The organism is Legionella gratiana (assembly GCF_001467695.1).
In the GTDB taxonomy this organism is placed as follows: domain Bacteria; phylum Pseudomonadota; class Gammaproteobacteria; order Legionellales; family Legionellaceae; genus Legionella; species Legionella gratiana.
Genome location: NZ_LNYE01000023.1, coordinates 326348 through 346500 on the forward strand (window position 1 = coordinate 326348; position 20153 = coordinate 346500).

A 20153-nucleotide genomic window follows, 5' to 3' on the forward strand; every position below is an offset into this window, starting at 1 on the left:
TATGGCAACAGTCAATTTAATTGAGGTTTCAAAACATGTTGGACAAACAACTGTCTTAAATCACGTTAATGTAAGTATTAAAAAAGGCGAATTTATGGTAATTGTCGGTCCGTCAGGATGTGGAAAAACAACTTTATTGCGTTTAATTGCAGGTTTGGATGATTTAAGCTCAGGATCTATTTTAATTAATAATCAATGCGTTAATAAAATTCCTGCAGCAAAGCGAGATATGGCTATGGTTTTTCAAAATTATGCGCTTTATCCCCATATGACGGTATTCGAAAACATGGCCTATGGGTTAAAAATGAGACGATTTAAGAAAGCAGATATCCAAAAAAGAGTCCATGAGGCAGCCCAATTATTGCGATTAACTCCCTATTTAGAGCGTAAACCGCATGCACTTTCTGGGGGACAAAAACAAAGAGTAGCCATGGGAAGAGCGATGGTCCGATCCCCCGCTGTTTTTTTATTTGATGAACCTTTATCTAATTTAGATGCGAAATTGCGCACTGAAATGCGACATGAAATTCGACGCTTACACCAACAATTGAATACAACGAGTTTATATGTGACACATGATCAAACTGAAGCCATGACAATGGCTGAACGAGTGATGGTGCTTAATCAAGGAATCGTGGAGCAAATAGGAACACCCCAAGAGTTGTATCAGAATCCAGCAACCTTGTTTGTGGCAGGGTTTACAGGCCATTATCCTATGAATCTTGTACCTGGCTGTTATGATAAGAATAATCATCGCGTGCATACAGAATTAGGACTGAGTTTTCCTGTCCCAGATTTAGCGCAGAATTTGAAAGATAAGGAAGAAATCATTTTAGCGATTCGTGCAGAGCACGTATCACTTTGTTCAGAAAGTAATCCGCAAGCTCTATCAATCCAGGTTGAGTTTATAGATGATATGGGCGCTGATAAGTTAATAAGAGCTACAGTGAATAAAAATGGATCGATTTTAAATTTGCGCATTGCGGCAGATCAATCTCTTCCTAGTGGACAATTTTATGTTGAGCTACCTAAAATAAAGATACATCTATTCCACCGTCAATCGGGAAAACGAATTGGAGAGGTAGTATGAGAAAAGAAAACCATAAACTAAAATTAATTGATACTCCTAACTATCGTTATTGGTCTGCATTGTATATGTCTTTTTACTCTAGACTTCTTTATGTAGATGTAGGAAAGCGTTGGAAGGGATTTGGACTCCTTTATCTTTTATTTGCTATTGCTCTATTTTCAATTCCATTAGTTATAAGAATGGATTTAAGCTTAAATGATTCTTTCCAGAAACAAATTATTGAGCCTTTAGAAGAGCTGCCTATTTTTTACATACAGGATGGCAATGTTGTTTTTGATAAACCTATGCCTTATCTGGTGAAAGATGATCAAGGACACGTGGTGATTATTATTGATACTACCGGAAAAATTAACGATTTTTCTAAATATCCTTCGCTTACAATTTTGGTGAATAAAAATAAAATTTCTTTAAGAGTGCCAGGCACTCAGCTATTGAATATGACTCAATCTGATATAAGTAATGATCCTCCAGTGGTACAGGAGTTCGATAAAGAAACTAATTTAGTGTTTGATGGTAAAATCGTTGCTAAAGAGCAGAGAATAACTAATTTGAACTACTTCGCGCAAGTATTGATGTATCCTATAGTGGTTGCAATATTATTTTCAATGTTTGTTACATTTTTTCTAGTAGCGGGATTTTTAGGGCAACTTTTTTCCAGTATATTTTTTTCCTTTAATATTGGGTTTAAGCAATCATGTCGACTTTTAGTTGTTGCTGGAACTCCCATGCTCTTACTAATGATTTTTATGTTGACGATTAATTATCTTTTCAGAGGCTCAGGATTTATTTTATTACCGGTGCTTATAGGGTATTACAGTTTTGCTTTGTATGCCTTACGTGCCGAAAGCAGGAGAATGGCTAAGACATGATGAGTTAAAATGTTCCCACACGAATAATGATTGAGATTTATTTAATTAAGAATAAGTGGTGACTTTATGAAGGAATTGATTCATTTTGCTCATGGAAACGGTTTTCCAGCTTTATGTTATAAACAAATGTTGAATTGTTTAGAGAATCAATTTGATTATTGCTATATAGATAGGATTGGGCACAACCCATTATTTCCAGTCAGTGAAAATTGGCACAATCTGGTATTGGAAGTGATTGCTAGTGTTAAAACGCAAGCAACCCGACCTGTCATTGCGGTTGGGCATTCTTTAGGCGGTATTTTAAGTTTATTAGCCGCGATAGAACAACCCGAATTATTTAAAGCCGTAATTATGTTAGACTCACCATTAATTGGTACTTTTAAATCAAGTATGGTACGTCTTGCAAAGGCGTTAGGTATTATTGATCGGATTACACCCGCACATAAAACTAAAGGGCGTCGTATGTACTGGAACGATCATGATCAATTAATTAGTTATTTAAAAACAAGAGACTTATTCAAAACGTTTACTGATGACTGTTTAAATGATTATATTACTTATGGACTAGAACATACGGACGAGGGTTACTATTTGCGTTTCGACAGACATATCGAATATCAAATTTATCGTACGATTCCCCATGTTCTTCCTAATTATAAAGGTAAGTTGCTTATTCCAACAGCATTAATTTATGGTGACAAAAGTACTGTGGTTGCTAAAATGGATGTACGTTATATGAAAAAATATTTCAATGTCATCCATCATAAGATTAAAGGAACTCATTTGTTTCCTATGGAGCACCCTGAATTGTCGGCAAAGCAAATTATAAAAATTGTTTCTTATTTCACTAGACCTTTAGATGTACCAAATAAAAACAGTTCGATATAAAAATAAGTTTTTTTATATCAAACTACATTAATTAAGGAGAATACAGTGCTACATGCTATTTTAGTGCTTCTAATTATTGGAGCAGCAGGAGTTTTACTTACGAGACAAGCAGCCATTTCGGTTTGGGCTATTAGCTTTGCTTTATTTAGTGCTCTTGTCTTTTCCTATGGTTCTCCGAGTTTATTCACTAAAATTCTTCTTGTTGTCATTGAACTCATTTTAATTGTCTGCTCTATAAAGCCTTTAAGAAGAGAACTGTTATCGAAACATTTTTTTAGAGCAGTCAGCAAAGCGATGCCTTCTATGTCTGCAACAGAAAGAGAAGCTCTAGAAGCAGGTACAGTGAGCTGGGAAGGCGATTTATTTAGTGGTACACCTGATTTTTCTTCACTTAGAAATGCTCCAGTTGTGCACTTATCCGCTGAGGAGCAAGCATTTCTTGATGGTCCTGTGAATACTTTATGCGCTATGATTGATGATTGGAATATAACTCATAATCTTACTGATTTACCCCCCGAGATTTGGCAGTTTATTAAAGAGAATCGTTTCTTAGGTATGATCATTCCTAAGAGTTATGGCGGACTCGAATTTTCTGCCACCGCGCAAATGTCAGTTTTAGTGAAAATCTATGGCCGTTCAATCACTGTAGCTACTACTATCTCTGTTCCAAATTCTTTGGGGCCTGGGGAGTTGTTACTCAAATATGGAACTGAAGAGCAAAAAAATTATTATTTGCCACGATTGGCTGATGGACGAGAAATTCCATGTTTTGCTTTGACTGGGCCTAATGCGGGCTCAGATGCCGCATCGATTCCAGATAAGGGAATTGTATGTCACCAGGAATTTAATGGTCAAAAAGTATTGGGAATACGCTTAAATTGGGACAAGCGTTACATCACTTTATGTCCAGTAGCCACAGTAATAGGTTTAGCTTTTCGATTATTCGATCCTGAGAATTTGTTAGGTGGTGGTGAGGATGTGGGGATTAGTTGTGCATTAATACCAGCAAATACACCAGGAGTTACCAAGGGACGTAGACATTTCCCACTCAATACTGGATTTTTAAATGGACCAACTCAAGGTAAAGATGTATTCATACCTATGGATTATCTGATTGGTGGCGCTGCTATGGTAGGTTGTGGCTGGCGTATGCTTATGGAGTGTTTAAGCGCTGGAAGAGCAATATCTTTGCCGTCAAGTGCTAATGGAGGGGCTCAAGCAGTTGCTTTGGCTTCAGGAGCATATTCACGCATACGCAAACAATTTAATCAACCCATTGGAAAATTTGAAGGGATTGAAGAGCCTTTAGCGCGCATTGCCGCGAATACATATATTATCGATGCTGCATTAACAATGGCAGCTGCGGCTATTGATCATGGAGCCAAACCCTCTGTGGCTGGTGCTATATTAAAATACCATACCACAGAACGAGCACGAGCGGTCGCACTCGATGCCATGGACATTCATGGTGGCAAGGGAATTTGTCTTGGCCCTAATAACTATTTAGGCAGAGGTTACCAAGGCTCCCCGATCGGGATTACTGTTGAAGGTGCAAATATATTAACCCGTAGTTTAATTATTTTTGGTCAGGGCGCAATACGTTGTCATCCTTATGTGTTTAAGGAGCTAGAAAGTATAAGAAATGATAATCTCATTGATTTTGATCAGGCTTTTTTTGCACACGCAGGGTTTTTCCTGGCTAATTTTACTAAGTCTGTTATTTTTGCTTGGACGGATGCGTACTTGTCTAAAGCGCCTGTAAGTAGTGCAAAACGATATTATCAATTAGTCCACAGGTACAGTACTCATTTGGCATTTCTTGCGGATTTTTCAATGACTGTCTTAGGAGGCGAATTAAAGCGTAAAGAGAAATTATCTTCGCGTCTTGGTGATATGCTTAGTAATTTGTATCTTGCTTCTGCTGTTTTGAAACGTTTTCATGAGGATGGTGAGCCCAAAGCTGATTTTCCTTTGGTTGAATGGAGCTGTCAGCAATTATTGTATGAATGTGAGACAGCAATGCAGGGGGTGATTGTTAATTTTCCTGCCCGTTGGGCAAGGATTATTCTACGATTGATTATCAAACCCTTAGGTAATCGTAGAAATAAACCAGATGATCAATTAGGTCATAAGTTAGCTCGAATTTTAATTGAACCTAATGAAACGCGTTCGCGTCTAACTCGATTAGTTTATAAACAATCAGGTGAAAATTGTCCCTTAGGTCGTATGGAAGAGGCATTCCTTAAAATTAGTGCCGCAGAAGAGTTAGAACGAAAAGTAATGCGCGGAGTAAAAGAAAATGTCTTAAAATCACTTACCTTGCTGGAACAGATTGACGAGGCTTTGGCTTGTGGGTTACTCAGTAATTCAGAAGCAAAACAATTAAAAGAAGCTGAATTGGCACGTCAAGAAGTGATTAAGGTAGATGACTTTAATGACGAGGATCTCCGTCGTCCTTCACTCATGGCATCAGTAATGAGCAAAAAGACTGTTACGAATAAGGATGATATAGAATCAGAAATAATTTAAGTTATAATTAATGGAGAAAGGATAGAGAAGTTTATTATCAGTGTTTCTTCAGGGAGGATAGCATGGAAATTAGATCACTAAAAAATAATACCATGCTAGCCGCCCTTCTCGGATGTTTTATTTGTTTTGTATCCACTTGGACTTTGCAGATCCTCCCTCTTAAGTAGCACGACTTAGCTATATCGATGGTACGGTAAGCTTTCTACCCGCCGGAGAAACTCAATGGGTAGATGTGTCGGCTGAAAAGAATACTACTGTGGTTAGTGTACGTGTAGGGCAGGGAACGGCTCATGGAGAAAAGACATCTAATGTTATTAGTGCCGGTTAATCGTGTCGTGTTATATGCAGAAAAATATAAAAATCAATTATAAAAATGCACTGATTGTCAATGCAGTGACTGCAGTCCCTATTGCTGATTTTACTAATTCTATGATTGTGAGCAAGAAGGATGTCCATGTTTCCAATCAAGTGTTACTTAATTCTCCAAAAACCTATGCTCCCCCTGTGGTACCCAAGTCCGTGAGTGTATTCGGTGGTAAAAAGTTTACCAAAGTACTCCCTCCTGAAAAAATTACATCAAGCTCCGAGATTATGAAGACAAAACCAGAAGCACCTACACCTTCCTTTAAAGAAGCGCAACAGCTTCTTTTAAAGAATGAGAGCAAACCTTGTGCTCAATTAAGTAGACGCTAATTGAATTTATATGGATCTGGGCTGATATCGATGTTTTTTTCTATTAATTCATTTGGGCGTGGTATTTCAATACCCATCTCTTTACTGACCTTAGCCAGGCGTCGAGCAGAATCAACCAGTTCATCAAGCACTTTCAGGTTCCGTTCAATGTCTATGCTTTTGTCAAGTTTGGACTGATCCGAATAACATTTTTCCAGTTTCTGCAACATTTCAGAGAATTTTTGGTATACTTCTCGATCGCTGTCGTTATCTTCCACAGAAAATTCTTCTAAAATTTCCACAATTTGTTTAAAATATTCATCATTTACGTCGTCATCAGTATCCAAATCAAAACTATCTGAAAATTCCCCCGTGAAATTTTTGATGGCAGAGACCAGAACTGGCAATATCGAATCATCTTTTCGGATATTTTCACGAAATGATTCGTTACCCAAATAGACCTCCAAGTTTTTGAGTTCTTCACTGGCGTACAACCACATTCCGTCTGTATCCTGATCCCAGTTTGATTTTCCACCATGTTCTAATAATAAGTTGGCAATTTCAATTCTTTCAGGCATGGGTTTCCAATCTTCAGTATTTGAGGGTGTAGGAAAAAGATATGCCTCGGTGATAGTCTTTTGTCCTGATCCACCCAAACCTACTTCAGGCTTATCATTAGGATTTGCATGATGATTAGCCAGTAAAAGTTTTATAAAGTTAATCGGTGCTTTATTTAATAATGCTTTTTCCAGAATTGCATCCTCTGAACGAAATGTTGATCCAGATTCCAACAGCAGGTTGATCATTGGAACCCAGGAGTTCTTATTATGATCAATATAACCAAAAGGGGTTTTAGAGTCATTGCTTACTAGTTTAGGATCTGCATTTGCTTTCAACAGCAGTTCAACCAGTTTGAGATTACCGCTCTTAACAGCGTGATGCAAGGCCGTCCATCCCTTACTGTCCTGATAATTTATATCTATTTTATCAAGAAATTTTTTAGCTGTTTTATAATCACCTATTTTAACTGCATTATCAAATATTCGTCGAATCTCTTTTTCATTGTCAACTGGCAGATCAAATACTACCTGATCAATCAGCTTTAATGCGTCATCCAGGTCAATTCTTTCTTGTGGATTGTCTTCAGTCATTTTCTGAATTAAATTCTGTATCGATCCGAGAGCATTTGTGTTATTTGAGTGTTCATCATTCTTTGGATTATCCAGCTCTTCTTTCCATAATTGAGCAAGCACCTTTCCAAGTGAATAAATGTCCTGAGAGGTTTTCGCAGGTTGACCAGAACCAGGTTGATGAATTAACATTGATTCTTTATAAACTATTTCTCTTGGCGTAAAACCTTCGCTGTAAGGGAGAACGTCACAAATGTCACCAATCACAGCGGCGTCATCCAAATCAATAAACGTTGGAAGAAATTTTCCGTCTGAAATATTTAACATAATATTTTCAGGCTTAATATCTCTATGAACCCTATTTTCATCATAAATTTGTTTTTTATAGGCTTCCAGAAGCGCTAAAGTTAATGCTTTTTTCTCATTCAAAGACATATTTAAATTATATCTTTCAGCGGGCTGGTATGAGTAAAAATTATTGGATAATTTATGAAGCCCAAATCCTTTTATCAATCTCATCGTCGTTGCAAATTTTGTTGTTTTCCATTGTACAGGCTCTTTTACGCCGATATTATCAAGGTTTTTGATATTTTCAATATTTGGTTTTTCACTACTAAATTTAACAGCGCGACTTTTATGTTTAAATGTAACATGTTCATTATTTATGCTTAATACTCCCACAGTCTTGAACACTGATCCTTGTCCTCCTTTGCCAAGGAATTCATTAGATAATATTTCCACACGAAGACCTGTCCTTGCTTGATGTGTTTTCTTGTCAACAACATTTTTTCTAGGCCTCTCAAATAAGTCGGCTTCAAGTATCAGCTTGTTACCGTGATTGTCAAAATGGGTGCCTTTTTGCCAGTCATGTATGCCCTTATTTACTTGTTCTGTTATAAAATCAGCCAAAATTTTTTGATCAGGCTCCGACATTTCCTTTATTGATTCTTCGTTTACTATGACTTCTTTTGCTTCCTTTTGATCGCTCTTTTCACGCATACTTATTTACTATTACAAATTATCTTTGTATTAATTATAGTCATACTTTTAATGCATTGATTTTTATCTTTGGCGGATCGAATTATCCTGATTTGAGCACTTATATAATTTTTAGAAAATATATTTACGGCCAATTTAAGAATTGAGTAAGTTCGAAAACCTCTTAAATACTCATCGGAATTTTATGGGGTAGTTATGCGGTTTCTAAAGCCTCATCCGGCATGGTAATATTTAATTCGAGAACGGAGTTATCTCCCATACGTTCAAGGTTTACACTGACTTGATCACGGGTGACATGAACATATTTAGCAATCACTGCCAAGATTTCCTCTTGTAATTTAGGTAAATAATCGGGCGTATGACGTTGTGAGCGCTCATGAGAGATGATTATTTGTAGTCTCTCTTTAGCAACTGATGCAGTTGCAGTCCTTCTACGTAAGTAATTAAATATACTCATATCGCCACTTCCTCCTTGTTTTTACCGAATAAGCGACGCAATAATCCTTTACGGTCATTGCTTATAAAACGCATTGGTCTTTCTTCACCAAGAAAACGAGCAATAGCATCTTGATAGGCAACACCGGCATCACTAGTTTCATCAAGTACTACTGGGGTACCTGTATTTGACGCTTTAAGGACTGATTTAGATTCAGGGATGACGCCAATTAAAGGGATAGCCAATATTTCCTTTACATCATTTACGGAAAGCATATCACCACGTTCGACGCGTTCGGGATCGTAACGAGTTAACAATAAATGTTCTTGGATAGGGGGTGCATTTTCAATAGCTCTTTTTGTTTTGCTGGCAAGTATTCCTAAAATTCGATCGGAATCGCGCACCGAGGAAACTTCCGGATTCGTTACCACAATTGCATGGTCAGCAAAATACATAGCCATTAATGCACCTGTTTCGATTCCTGCTGGAGAATCACAAATAATGTAATCAAAGTCTTTAGACAGATCATTAAGTACTTTTTCAACGCCCTCAAGAGTCAATGCATCTTTGTCTCGAGTTTGAGATGCAGGAAGGATGTAAAGATTTGCAATGCGCTTATCTTTAATTAAAGCCTGATTTAAGCTTGCTTCACCATTGATTACATTGATAAAGTCATAAACAACACGGCGCTCGCAACCCATAATGATATCAAGATTTCTTAAGCCAATATCAAAATCAATGACAACTGTTTTGTGTCCTAATAAAGCAAGACCTGAAGAAATAGCGGCAGAAGAAGTAGTTTTTCCTACTCCACCCTTACCCGATGTAATTACGATTATCTTAGCCAACGCTGAACCCTTCCTATTTTTTGATTCAACACAATATTTAACCAACAGTGTACACGTTAATCAATAAAAAATTCAAGAGTTGTACAGAGATCTATGAAAAAACATTTTTCAATGATCTAACTTATGCCGATCTTATAATCTTAATGCTTTTTGTTAGGGCATCTTGAAATTATAAGCGATTCTTGAGTTCGATAAGATACGCAACAATTAAGTAAAACACTTTAAAATTGATATTTAATATCGGATGTTACGCTTATTTACTGTAAATTATCTGTTTAATTTGTCCACTATTTATGGTAAACTATTCGGTTAATTTAACCTCGTAGTGTTGAGAATAAAATGGCTCTTTCTATTGTGCAGCAATCATTAACTTTTGATGATGTTCTTCTTGTTCCCGCTCATTCTTTAGTGCTTCCTAAAGATGTCTCTTTAAAAACGAAACTAACCCGCGGGCTTGAATTAAATATACCTCTTATTTCAGCAGCTATGGATACTGTAACCGAAGCACGCTTAGCAATTGCTTTGGCCCAAGAAGGTGGTATTGGCATTATTCATAAAAATATGACCATTATGGCTCAAGCTGATGAAGTTCGAAAAGTGAAAAAATTTGAAAGTGGTATGGTGAGAGATCCAATAACAGTTACTCCCAATATTACAGTTAGAGAATTATTGGATGTGATGGAAAAATATAATTTTTCAGGTGTTCCAGTAGTTGATGGTGAAGATTTAGTAGGTATTGTAACCAGTCGTGACATACGCTTTGAAACGAATTTATCGTTGCATGTAGAACAAGTAATGACCCCTAAAGCGAAATTAGTTACTGTTAAAGAGGGGGCCAGTCGCGAAGAGGTTTTGAGTTTATTGCATAAGCATCGTATCGAAAAATTACTCGTAGTTAATAATTCGTTTCACCTACGAGGATTGATCACAGTAAAAGACATACAAAAAGCCAAAGAAAATCCTTATGCATGCAAAGATGAGGCAGAGCAATTACGTGTTGGTGCTGCTGTTGGTGTGGCTGAAGGAACAAATGAGCGTATTGAAGCTTTAGTCGAAGCAGGTGTTGATGTTCTTGTTGTAGATACTGCACATGGACATTCCCAAGGTGTTCTTGATCGTGTCAAATGGACAAAAAAATACTTCCCCGATGTTCAAGTAATTGGTGGTAATATTGCTACTGCAGCGGCTGCTCGAGATTTATATGCTGCCGGTGCAGATGCTGTAAAAGTAGGTATTGGTCCTGGTTCTATTTGTACCACAAGGATTGTAACAGGTGTTGGTGTTCCTCAGATTAGTGCTATTGCTAATGTTGCCCAAGAACTTAAAGGAAAAATTCCTATTATTGCCGATGGTGGCATTCGTTTTTCCGGGGATGTTTGTAAGGCACTCGCAGCTGGAGCAGATACTGTAATGCTGGGTAGCATGTTTGCTGGAACAGAGGAGTCTCCTGGTGAGATCGAATTATATCAAGGCAGAACATATAAAAGTTACAGAGGGATGGGATCTATTGGTGCGATGGCGTTATCACAAGGATCTAGTGATCGTTATTTTCAGGATGCATCATTAGGTTCCGAGAAATTAGTTCCAGAAGGAATTGAAGGACGTGTACCTTACAAAGGATTAGCGCAAGCGATTATTCATCAATTGCTGGGTGGTTTGCGTTCTTGTATGGGTTATACAGGATGTGAAAATATTGAACAATTGCATACAAAAGCTGAGTTTGTGCAAGTGACTAATGCTGGCATGCGAGAGTCACATGTCCATGACGTAAATATTACAAAACAAGCACCAAATTATCAGGTGGATAATTAATCATGAACGATTTAAAACAGCATCCTTTATTGATCCTCGATTTTGGTTCTCAATATACACAACTGATCGCACGACGTGTTCGTGAATTAGGTGTTTATTGCGAAATTCATCCTTTTAATATTGAGCAAGAGCAATTTATTGCGTTAAAGCCGTGTGGGGTAATTTTATCGGGAGGCCCCGCAACGGTAACCCATGATATAAACCCACGTGCGCCTCAATGGCTATTTACTTCGGGAGTACCTATTTTAGGAGTTTGCTATGGAATGCAAACAATGGCAGTCCAGCTGGGTGGCGAAGTTCAATCTTCTCCACTTCGAGAGTTTGGTTATGCGGAATTAAAATTACATGGCCACAGTAAGTTATTTTCACAGATTGAAGATCGTATTAATTCCGATGGTTGTGCTTTATTAGATGTTTGGATGAGTCACGGTGATAAGGTGACACAATTGCCTCCAGGCTTTAAAATTGTTTGTGAAACACGTAATGCCCCTATTGCGGGAATGGCTGATGAAAGCCGTCAAATGTATGGGGTACAATTTCACCCAGAAGTAACACATACCTTACAAGGATTACGTATTTTGCATCGTTTCGTAGTGGATATTTGTAACGCTTCGACCAATTGGACTTCGGATCTTATTATTGATGAGACGATTAATGAAATAAGAGCGCAAGTAGGCACAGAGAAAGTTTTGCTCGGTTTATCGGGTGGTGTTGATTCTTCTGTTGTTGCTGCTTTATTACACAAAGCAATTGGGAATCAATTGATTTGTGTTTTTGTGGATACAGGTTTGTTACGTGTTCATGAAGCAGATGAGGTCATGAATATGTTTGGCAAGAACATGGGGATACACGTTATTTCTGTGAAAGCGGAACATAAATTTTTAAATGCGCTGAAAGGTGTCACCTGTCCTGAGGAAAAGCGAAAAATTATCGGCCATACCTTTATTGAGGTATTCGATGAAGAAGCTCATAAAATTCCTGGGGTTTCATGGCTAGCTCAAGGTACCATTTATCCGGATGTTATAGAGTCTGCTGCGACAAATACAAATGGTGCTTCAATGGTTATCAAATCACACCATAATGTGGGTGGATTGCCGGAAACATTGAATTTGCAATTATTAGAGCCTATACGTGAATTATTTAAAGATGAAGTGCGTAATATAGGTCTTGAGTTAGGTTTACCTCATGATATGATCTATCGCCACCCGTTCCCTGGTCCAGGGTTAGGAGTGCGAATTTTAGCTGAAGTGAAAAAGGAATATGCTGATATTTTACGTAAAGCAGACGCTATTTTCATCGACGAACTGAAAAAAGCTGACCTTTATTATAAGGTGAGTCAAGCGTTCGCAGTGTTTTTACCCGTTAAAAGTGTCGGGGTGATGGGGGATGGCCGTAAATACGATTATGTTATTTGTTTGCGTGCTGTAGAAACAATCGATTTTATGACCGCGCATTGGGCACAATTACCCTGGGATTTCCTTGGGCAAGTTTCTAATCGCATTATCAATGAAGTTGATGGTGTATCCCGTGTTACATATGATATCTCTGGTAAGCCACCGGCTACTATTGAATGGGAATGATGCGTTTTCAATGTTATCCAAATCGCCTTTTATAAATGAATGATCAATACTGGATGCGTAAAGCTTATGAACAGGCGATTCTCGCTCAAACTGAGGGAGAAATTCCTGTCGGCGCGGTATTAGTGAGTCAGGATAATCAGCTGTTAGGGACAGGACGAAACCTCATCCAAAACAGTCATGATCCATCGGGCCATGCAGAAATTCATGCCATCAGACAGGCATCACAGCGCTTACAAAATCACCGCTTATTGGATACAACTCTATATGTGACTCTGGAGCCTTGTGCGATGTGTGCTGGGCTTATGGTTCATGCACGTATTAGAAGATTGGTTTTTGCTACACGTGATTTTAAATCGGGAGCAGCAGGTTCTGTTTATAATTTATTGCAGGGTTATCCGCTTAATCATAAAGTTCAAATTGATGAAGGAATAATGCAAGCTCAGTGTGCTTCTTTGTTAACTGAGTTTTTTAAAGCCTGTCGATAAATTTATATGCCACATAAATATTAAAATTCTGAGCCTATACTTAAATAACATTCGTTTAGCGACATATAAGGCATTTTTGCTTTTTATAGAGTTCACGTTAAATAAAAAATAACGAATTGATAATTGGAGCGAATTCTTATGAAGTTTCAATTGATTGCCTTGTTTTTTCTTATCGTGTTCTTCGCGTTTATTTTATTGTTTTTGTACTTAGGCATTTACAGTGCCCAGCGAAAGGCTAAAAATAGAAAAACAAGTAATAACTCTGGCTTTCAAATTGTAGAGGGGGCGGTTTTTACTTTACTAGGATTAATTGTAGCTTTTACTTTTGCCTCGGCTAATCAAAGATTTGATCAACGTCGTTATTTAATCATTGAGGAAGCAAATGCAATTAGAACGGTTTATCTTCGAATGGATTTAGTGAGTTCTGAAATACAAAAAAACTTACGTCAAGCGCTTAAACAGTATTTATTTTATCAAATTGCTAACTATCAAAAAATATCTGATTTTAATACGTTCATATTAAACCATGCGAAAGCCCAAGCGGTACAGAAGAAAATATGGAACTTAGCAGTAAAGGACTGTATCTCTAAAGATAACCAGTATGAGTGTTCGCTTCTTCTATCTGCTTTAAATAAAATGTTTGATATTGCTAATACTCGCTATGAAAATTCTTATGTTCACCCCCCGTTGATCATTTTTATACTGCTAGTGGGACTTGCTTTGCTAGGAGCATTGCTTGCAGGATATAATATTGGAGAAAAAAAAGATGGAAGTATTTTACACCTCGTAAGCTATGCGCTAGTTATAGCAATCACCATTTTTATTATTATTGATTTAGAACTCCCTCGTATTGGATTTATACGTATTGACTCGTTTGATACAGTGTTAGTACAACTGTATCAAGAGATGGCTTAAGTGTTTTTAATCTGTATTAGAAAGTTCTTCAATAAGCTTTTGACGTAGCATTTCTTTTTCTTCAGGAATTAATGCTTGATTTTTTTGATTTGTAATATAAAACGTATCTTCAGCGCGTTCTCCAGCAGTTACAATCTTAGCATTATGTAAGTGAATTTTTAGCGTTGAAAACACCCTAGCAATTGTTGCTAGAAGCCCTGGTCGGTCACTAGTCACTAAAAATAAACGAGTTTGATTATTTGCACTTTCATCGTAGTAATGAATCTGAGTTTTAACATTGAAATGTGCTAAAGCACGAGATAATCTTCTTTTGACTACTCCAGGTAATTGACCGCTTTGAGATAAGTGAGTACATAATGCTTCTTGAATATCATGAGAGCGTTGTTTATCAAAAAATGCCTGATTTTGTTCATTTAATATGATATAGGTATCTAAATCATATTGATTATCACAAGTAAGAATCATTGCTTCCTGGATGGTTACATTGTGATTACTTAAGACTGTTGTTGCAATGGCAAATCGATCATCACAATGAGGCATATAGATAAATACTTCGGTACCACCTTGGCTGTGGTGAGGCATGATCATAACTAAAGGGAAATGGGTACATGCCAAAATGGCTTTAGCGTGGCGTGCAATTATTTCTGAAGATTCATGCAAAAAATACTTATCTTTAAATTGTGCCCATAAATATTCTACTTTTTTAGGAGCTATACCTTCGGCGGTTAAGGTCGATAAGGCATATTGCTTTCGCATCCCAATGAGCACGGATTCATCCATTAATTCTTGTTCTTTATGCAGCATATGTTTCGTTGCATGATATAATTCTTTAAGAAGAGAGTCTTTCCATGAGTTCCATAAAGTAGGATTGGTACCATAAATGTCTGCGACTGTAAGTAAATATAAATAATCCAAATAATAGGGCTGGGGTAATAGTTGACAAAAGTTTTTTATTGTATTTGGATCATAAATATCTTGTCGTTGTGCCGTTTGTGACATGATTAAATGGTTACGAACTAGCCAGACAAGTAAATCACAGTCTTTTTTTTCAATACAATGATTTTGTGCAAAATAGAGTACTTCAATAGCTCCCAATTCTGAATGATCACCGCCTCTTCCTTTCGCAATATCATGAAATAATGCACTTAAATAAAGAAGCTCTGGTTTATTTAACGTGGATATTATTTGAGCACAAAGAGGGAATTGTTTCGTGTATTTTTCTTGTTTAAAACGAGAGAGATTACGAATGACAAATAAAGTGTGTTGATCCACTGTATAAACATGAAAGAGATCATATTGCATTTGTCCGGTAACCATGGCAAAGCATTCGAGGTAGTGAGCTAACACACCATAACGACTCATTCTATGTAATGCTTCATAAGGACCACCTTCAGTTTTGAGGATGCTCATAAAAATTTCTGTTGTTTCTTGTGATGTTTTAAAGCGTTTATTCATAAGGTAGAGCGACTCTCTAATTAATCGGATTGTATTTGCTCTAACTCCTTCAATATCAGGTCTTCTTGCAATCCAAAGAAATAATTTTAAAAGTGCTTGTGGATGTTGGCTAAATATTCGAGAATTTTTTACTTCAATATAATTATTGGAAAGTTGAAATTCATTATCCAAGTGAAACAGTCGTTGTTTAGGAGAGCGTACAATAGTTTCATCAAACCATTGTAATAACATTTCATTAAGCTCTCTATTTCGTTTAATGATTTTAAAGTAATCTTTCATGAATTGTTCTATAGCTAATGAGTGAGGTTTATCCTTATAGCCAAAAAATTGAGCTAGTTTAATTTGATAATCGAAAGACAAACGTTCTTCGGCTTTTTCAGCCAATACATGCAAGGCAAATCGTACACGCCAAAGAAAATGTTGGCAATACATTAGATTTTCATATTCTTTATCAGTAATAAATCCGTAGCTTATGCCATCCGCTAATTTTTTAATATTAAAATGACGTTTCCCGATACTCAGCAAAATTTGTAAGTCGCGTAATCCACCCGGGCCATATTTAACATTGGGTTCTAAGTTATATGCTGTTTCACCATATTTAGCATCACGTTTTTCCTGTTCTTGCAGTTTTGCTAAAAAATAATCATGACTGGTCCACATATGTAAGGGATGAGTTTGATAAATTAATTCCTCCATCAATGCACCACGACCACACAATAAAAACATATCCATAAGACTGGAAATGACCGTGATGTCTTGCCTGGCTAATTCGGCACAATCAGAGACACGTGTAATTTGATGGCTTATATTTAATCCTACGTCCCAACAATCTTGGATGAAGTTTTGTGCATGTTGTAATTGTGATTTTGAAACTTTATCGGTATGCACTAAGAGTAAATCAATATCGGAATAAAGAAGTAATTCTCGGCGTCCATAGCTGCCTAAGGCTAGAAGACAAAAAACATCATGATCCAGTTTGTTTTTAATGAAAAGAGTAATTATCAGATCATCAATAAAGGCGACTAACTTGCGGATGATCGTAGTAACATTGGTTTTATAATCAAACTCATTACGAAGTTTTTCTTTAAACTCTTTAACAGTATTTTTAAGCTGGTGTAAATTTACTGGTGTCCCTGATAAAAAAGGATGGGTGGCTCTAGGAAATTTATGTTCGTTCTTCATCGCGCAGAGTCAAAATTTCTACACCATTATCTGTTACCAATAGGGTATGCTCCCATTGGGCGGAAAGACTGTGATCTTTAGTAACTACGGTCCAATGATCAGGTAATAATCGTGTATGATGTTTTCCAACATTGATCATCGGTTCAATTGTAAAGGTCATACCTGGTTCTAATATCATTCCTGTTCCAGGTATTCCATAATGTAATACTTGTGGATCCTCATGGAAAATGCGACCTATACCGTGACCACAATAGTCGCGCACAACGGAACACCGATTTTTCTCGGCATGCTGTTGAATTGCATAGCCAATATCTCCTAAGTGGACTCCAGGTTTTACCATTTCAATTCCAATAAATAAGCAATCATGGGCTACTTGGACTACATGTTTTGCTTTAATTGATGGATTACCAATAAGAAACATTTTACTAGTATCACCATGATAGTCATGTTTGATGACAGTCACATCAATATTGATGATATCTCCGTCTTTTAAAACTTTTTTACCGGGTATTCCGTGACACACAACATGATTGACTGAAGTACAAATGGATTTAGGAAAACCATTATAATTTAAAGGGGCAGGAATGGCTTTTTGGGTGTCTACAATATAGTCATGACATAGAGTATTCAGCTCATCAGTCGTAATTCCTTCTTTTACGTAAGGTCCGATCATTTCAAGAACTTCAGCGGCAAGTTTGCCAGCAATGCGCATTTTTTCTATTTCGTCAGGAGTTTTTATTGTAACTGCCATTATGTATCCAATATAGTGTTATTTGTCATTGTTCCAAAGCATATAGAATTGGTTAAAAGAACAATTACTGGCATATATAAACACACATCCGCAGTAGGTTCCTTTTGTTTATCCTTTATTAAAAATGTTTTTTCTGCTTCTTTAATTATATGTCGAATCTGGGTTATCTCGACGAAACAAAAAATATCCTCTACTGTGAGGTCTGGGATAAACGATATTTTTTGGAACAAGCGCAATTTTAGCATAACTGATTGTGTATGTCATCGAATTGCTTTTGCAATCAATGCCCTATTAACTATCTGATTTTATTTGCTCTCCCATGCTAAAGAGAGCAAAATTAACGGTATGAATTATGTTGGTAAAGGACAATCACCATAATGTCTGCGATTTTCTTTCTGAGCTAATCTTTTCTCTTCTAATTCAATCTCTTGGGAGCGTGTTAAATACATATGGTGACTCCAAAAAGTACCATAACTTGAATAAATTTTTGGATCATATTTCTGAGCATTTTTCCCAATCACATATTCTGGCTCAGTTGCAGTGGGGTATCTTCCATTATGATTAGGGTTATATGCTAAAAATGGTTCGTCAGTATTAGGGGGCGTACGGAGATAAATCGTAAATTGATCTAACTTAATACATTTTTTACGTCCAGTGTTGGTGCGTAGTGCATCTTTAACTAAGTCCTGAAGTTCTATAATATTTTTCCCAGTTGCATCAATAAAACAATCTCTTATTTCTGATGTTTTTTTGTCTTGGTCTTCTGTAGTTATTTTTTTAAAAACCATTCCTTTAGGAATCGTTAGGTAAATCATGAAATTTCCTCATCAAGATAAACGGATTTTAAGTGTATCATATATATTCAGATCTTATATTTATTTATCATAAAAATGGTGTTGGATATTAATAGCTTTTTTACTCCTACTATACTTTATTAAAATGCGGCCTATCCATGTTAAGGAAAGAACATGAAAATGCAACTCTCTTCTCTCATTTTTTGGTGGTCATTTCTTTTAAATACATCAGTTTTTGCTTATGAGTATGGTGGTTATCACTACGGAGGTGGCTATCATAGTGGTAATTACGAACATAATGGATATTATAATGGTTATCACAATAACGTCTGGTATGGAGGAACTATTGATGTCAATTCATGGGATGATGGAATTTGGTATGATAATAATCTAAATGATGATACAAATGTAGTAGTAGGGGTGCCTGATGAAGGGTATTATGATCCTTCATGTCAAACAGTCGATGATTGCAGTACGGGTACATGTATATTAGTAAATACCTGTGATGAATAAAAAAATTATGCAGAATAAGAAATTTCAATGGGCAGTAATAGGAGCAGGACCTGCTGGAATTGCAGCCGTAGGTAAGTTATTGGATCATGGGGTTTTACCGGAGGATATTCTCTGGTTGGATCCTCATTTTAACGTTGGTGATTTGGGGTATTTTTGGCGGAATGTATCGAGTAATACTAAGGTAAAACTTTTTAAAAATTTCTTATTTGCGGTTAATTCGTTTTATTATCAAGACGCTCCTGTAGATTTCAAGTTAAATCACTTACCAGAAGATGAAACATGTACTTTAGGTTTTGTGGTTGAGCCGTTACAGTGGATTACCGATCACTTACTAAAAAAAGTTCAGGCCGTAAAAACCATAGTGCACGCGATGTCTTTATCTGAACGTTTATGGTCTTTGAATTCAGAGAAACAAACTTATTATGCTAAAAATGTGATTTTGGCTACTGGGGCATCACCTTCCACACTTAATTACCCTGGAGTTAACGTTATTCCTTTTGAGATTGCGATTGATAAGGAAAAACTATCTTCAGTGTTTCATCATGAGGAAACTTATGGGGTATTTGGTTCGTCTCATTCCGCGATCATTATCTTAAAACACCTGGTCGAATTGGGTGCAAAAAAAATAATCAATTTTTATCGTTCGCCTTGTTGTTATGCCATTGAAATGGATAATTGGATTCTTTTTGATAATACTGGACTAAAAGGTCAAAGTGCGGCTTGGGCTCGAGAAAATATTGATGGTATTTTACCTCCTAACCTTGTTCGTTATAATGTTAGTGAACCTAATAGTGCACGTTTTTTACCCGAATGCGAGCATGTCATTTATGCAGTGGGTTTTGAGAAGCGTAAAACTATAGTTATTGGTGATTATGAATATTCTCAGCATAACCCCTATGTAGGTATTATTGGTCCTGGATTATTTGGTTTGGGGATTGCTTATCCTGAAACAAAAGCTGATAGCTATGGTAATGTGGAGTCTCAGGTTGGTTTATGGAAGTTTATGGTATATCTTAATAAAGTTATGCCAATTTGGTTTAAATATCCTGCTTAAATTAGGTGAATATACTCATTCTATGATACCTCTAATTTGTCCCCTAAAGTTTCGTGACATTTATGGTTCTTAAGAGAGTAGTTTGAGCCGCAAATGTCATGTAAAACTAAGGTTTTTGGAATGCTACTATCTAATTAATAAAAAAATTTGT

Annotated in this window: 17 protein-coding genes; 11 read left to right on the forward strand and 6 right to left on the reverse strand. The window is 36.6% G+C overall.

Annotation, left to right across the window (positions count from 1 at the left end; all coding sequences use genetic code 11):
- Nucleotide 1: 1 nt before the first annotated feature.
- The 5 genes from Lgra_RS12295 (at nucleotide 2) to Lgra_RS18070 (ending at nucleotide 6069) form a co-directional block, all read left to right on the forward strand.
- A complete protein-coding gene (locus tag Lgra_RS12295; protein ID WP_058499563.1) occupies nucleotides 2–1090 on the forward strand; it encodes an ABC transporter ATP-binding protein in 1089 nt (362 codons plus the stop codon).
- On the forward strand, nucleotides 1087–1959 hold the full coding sequence (locus tag Lgra_RS12300; RefSeq protein ID WP_058499564.1) for a DUF1189 family protein: 873 nt from the start codon (nucleotides 1087–1089) through the stop codon (nucleotides 1957–1959). The genes Lgra_RS12295 and Lgra_RS12300 overlap by 4 nt, the downstream gene beginning before the upstream one ends.
- Before the next feature lie 66 nt (nucleotides 1960–2025).
- Complete coding sequence (locus Lgra_RS12305) at nucleotides 2026–2847, forward strand: alpha/beta fold hydrolase (RefSeq protein ID WP_058499565.1); 822 nt, start codon at nucleotides 2026–2028, stop codon at nucleotides 2845–2847.
- A gap of 45 nt (nucleotides 2848–2892) precedes the next feature.
- The gene (locus Lgra_RS12310) at nucleotides 2893–5376 is read left to right on the forward strand and encodes an acyl-CoA dehydrogenase (protein WP_058499566.1); all 2484 of its coding nucleotides are present in this window, start codon (nucleotides 2893–2895) and stop codon (nucleotides 5374–5376) included.
- Between the two features lie 342 nt (nucleotides 5377–5718).
- A complete protein-coding gene (locus Lgra_RS18070) occupies nucleotides 5719–6069 on the forward strand; it encodes a hypothetical protein (RefSeq protein ID WP_174905293.1) in 351 nt (116 codons plus the stop codon).
- On the opposite strand, the gene Lgra_RS12320 is transcribed toward Lgra_RS18070, so the two are convergent.
- The 3 genes from Lgra_RS12320 to minD form a co-directional block, all read right to left on the reverse strand.
- Nucleotides 6066–8177, reverse strand: a complete 2112-nt coding sequence (locus tag Lgra_RS12320) for an ankyrin repeat and protein kinase domain-containing protein (RefSeq protein WP_058499568.1) — start codon at nucleotides 8175–8177, stop codon at nucleotides 6066–6068. The two genes, Lgra_RS18070 and Lgra_RS12320, sit on opposite strands and share 4 nt — an antisense overlap.
- Before the next feature lie 193 nt (nucleotides 8178–8370).
- Nucleotides 8371–8634, reverse strand: coding sequence for a cell division topological specificity factor MinE (minE, locus tag Lgra_RS12325; protein ID WP_058499569.1), 264 nt, complete (start codon nucleotides 8632–8634; stop codon nucleotides 8371–8373).
- Nucleotides 8631–9461, reverse strand: coding sequence for a septum site-determining protein MinD (gene minD, locus Lgra_RS12330; protein WP_058499570.1), 831 nt, complete (start codon nucleotides 9459–9461; stop codon nucleotides 8631–8633). The genes minE and minD overlap by 4 nt, the downstream gene beginning before the upstream one ends.
- Before the next feature lie 339 nt (nucleotides 9462–9800).
- Here minD and guaB point away from each other — a divergent pair, with 339 nt between their 5' ends.
- The 4 genes from guaB to Lgra_RS12350 all read left to right on the forward strand — a co-directional run bounded on the left by guaB (nucleotide 9801) and on the right by Lgra_RS12350 (nucleotide 14253).
- Nucleotides 9801–11273 (forward strand): IMP dehydrogenase, encoded by a 1473-nt coding sequence (guaB, locus tag Lgra_RS12335; RefSeq protein ID WP_058499571.1) that lies wholly within the window; start codon nucleotides 9801–9803, stop codon nucleotides 11271–11273.
- A gap of 2 nt (nucleotides 11274–11275) precedes the next feature.
- Nucleotides 11276–12853 (forward strand): glutamine-hydrolyzing GMP synthase, encoded by a 1578-nt coding sequence (gene guaA / locus Lgra_RS12340; RefSeq protein WP_058499572.1) that lies wholly within the window; start codon nucleotides 11276–11278, stop codon nucleotides 12851–12853.
- 35 nt (nucleotides 12854–12888) lie between these two features.
- Nucleotides 12889–13338 (forward strand): tRNA adenosine(34) deaminase TadA, encoded by a 450-nt coding sequence (gene tadA, locus Lgra_RS12345; RefSeq protein WP_058499573.1) that lies wholly within the window; start codon nucleotides 12889–12891, stop codon nucleotides 13336–13338.
- Nucleotides 13339–13476: 138 nt separating this feature from the next.
- On the forward strand, nucleotides 13477–14253 hold the full coding sequence (locus tag Lgra_RS12350; protein WP_058499574.1) for a bestrophin-like domain: 777 nt from the start codon (nucleotides 13477–13479) through the stop codon (nucleotides 14251–14253).
- Nucleotides 14254–14259: 6 nt separating this feature from the next.
- On the opposite strand, the gene glnD is transcribed toward Lgra_RS12350, so the two are convergent.
- From glnD to Lgra_RS12370, 3 genes are all read right to left on the reverse strand, one after another.
- A complete protein-coding gene (glnD, locus tag Lgra_RS12355) occupies nucleotides 14260–16890 on the reverse strand; it encodes a [protein-PII] uridylyltransferase (RefSeq protein ID WP_058499575.1) in 2631 nt (876 codons plus the stop codon).
- The gene (gene map, locus Lgra_RS12360) at nucleotides 16874–17641 is read right to left on the reverse strand and encodes a type I methionyl aminopeptidase (RefSeq protein ID WP_058499576.1); all 768 of its coding nucleotides are present in this window, start codon (nucleotides 17639–17641) and stop codon (nucleotides 16874–16876) included. The genes glnD and map overlap by 17 nt, the downstream gene beginning before the upstream one ends.
- A gap of 350 nt (nucleotides 17642–17991) precedes the next feature.
- Nucleotides 17992–18456, reverse strand: a complete 465-nt coding sequence (locus Lgra_RS12370) for a hypothetical protein (protein WP_058499578.1) — start codon at nucleotides 18454–18456, stop codon at nucleotides 17992–17994.
- Nucleotides 18457–18609: 153 nt separating this feature from the next.
- Here Lgra_RS12370 and Lgra_RS12375 point away from each other — a divergent pair, with 153 nt between their 5' ends.
- Together Lgra_RS12375 and Lgra_RS12380 are read left to right on the forward strand one after the other, a co-directional pair.
- Nucleotides 18610–18948, forward strand: a complete 339-nt coding sequence (locus Lgra_RS12375; RefSeq protein WP_058499579.1) for a hypothetical protein — start codon at nucleotides 18610–18612, stop codon at nucleotides 18946–18948.
- A gap of 7 nt (nucleotides 18949–18955) precedes the next feature.
- Nucleotides 18956–20002, forward strand: a complete 1047-nt coding sequence (locus Lgra_RS12380) for an NAD(P)-binding domain-containing protein (RefSeq protein WP_058499631.1) — start codon at nucleotides 18956–18958, stop codon at nucleotides 20000–20002.
- The last annotated feature ends 151 nt before the right edge of the window (nucleotides 20003–20153 follow it).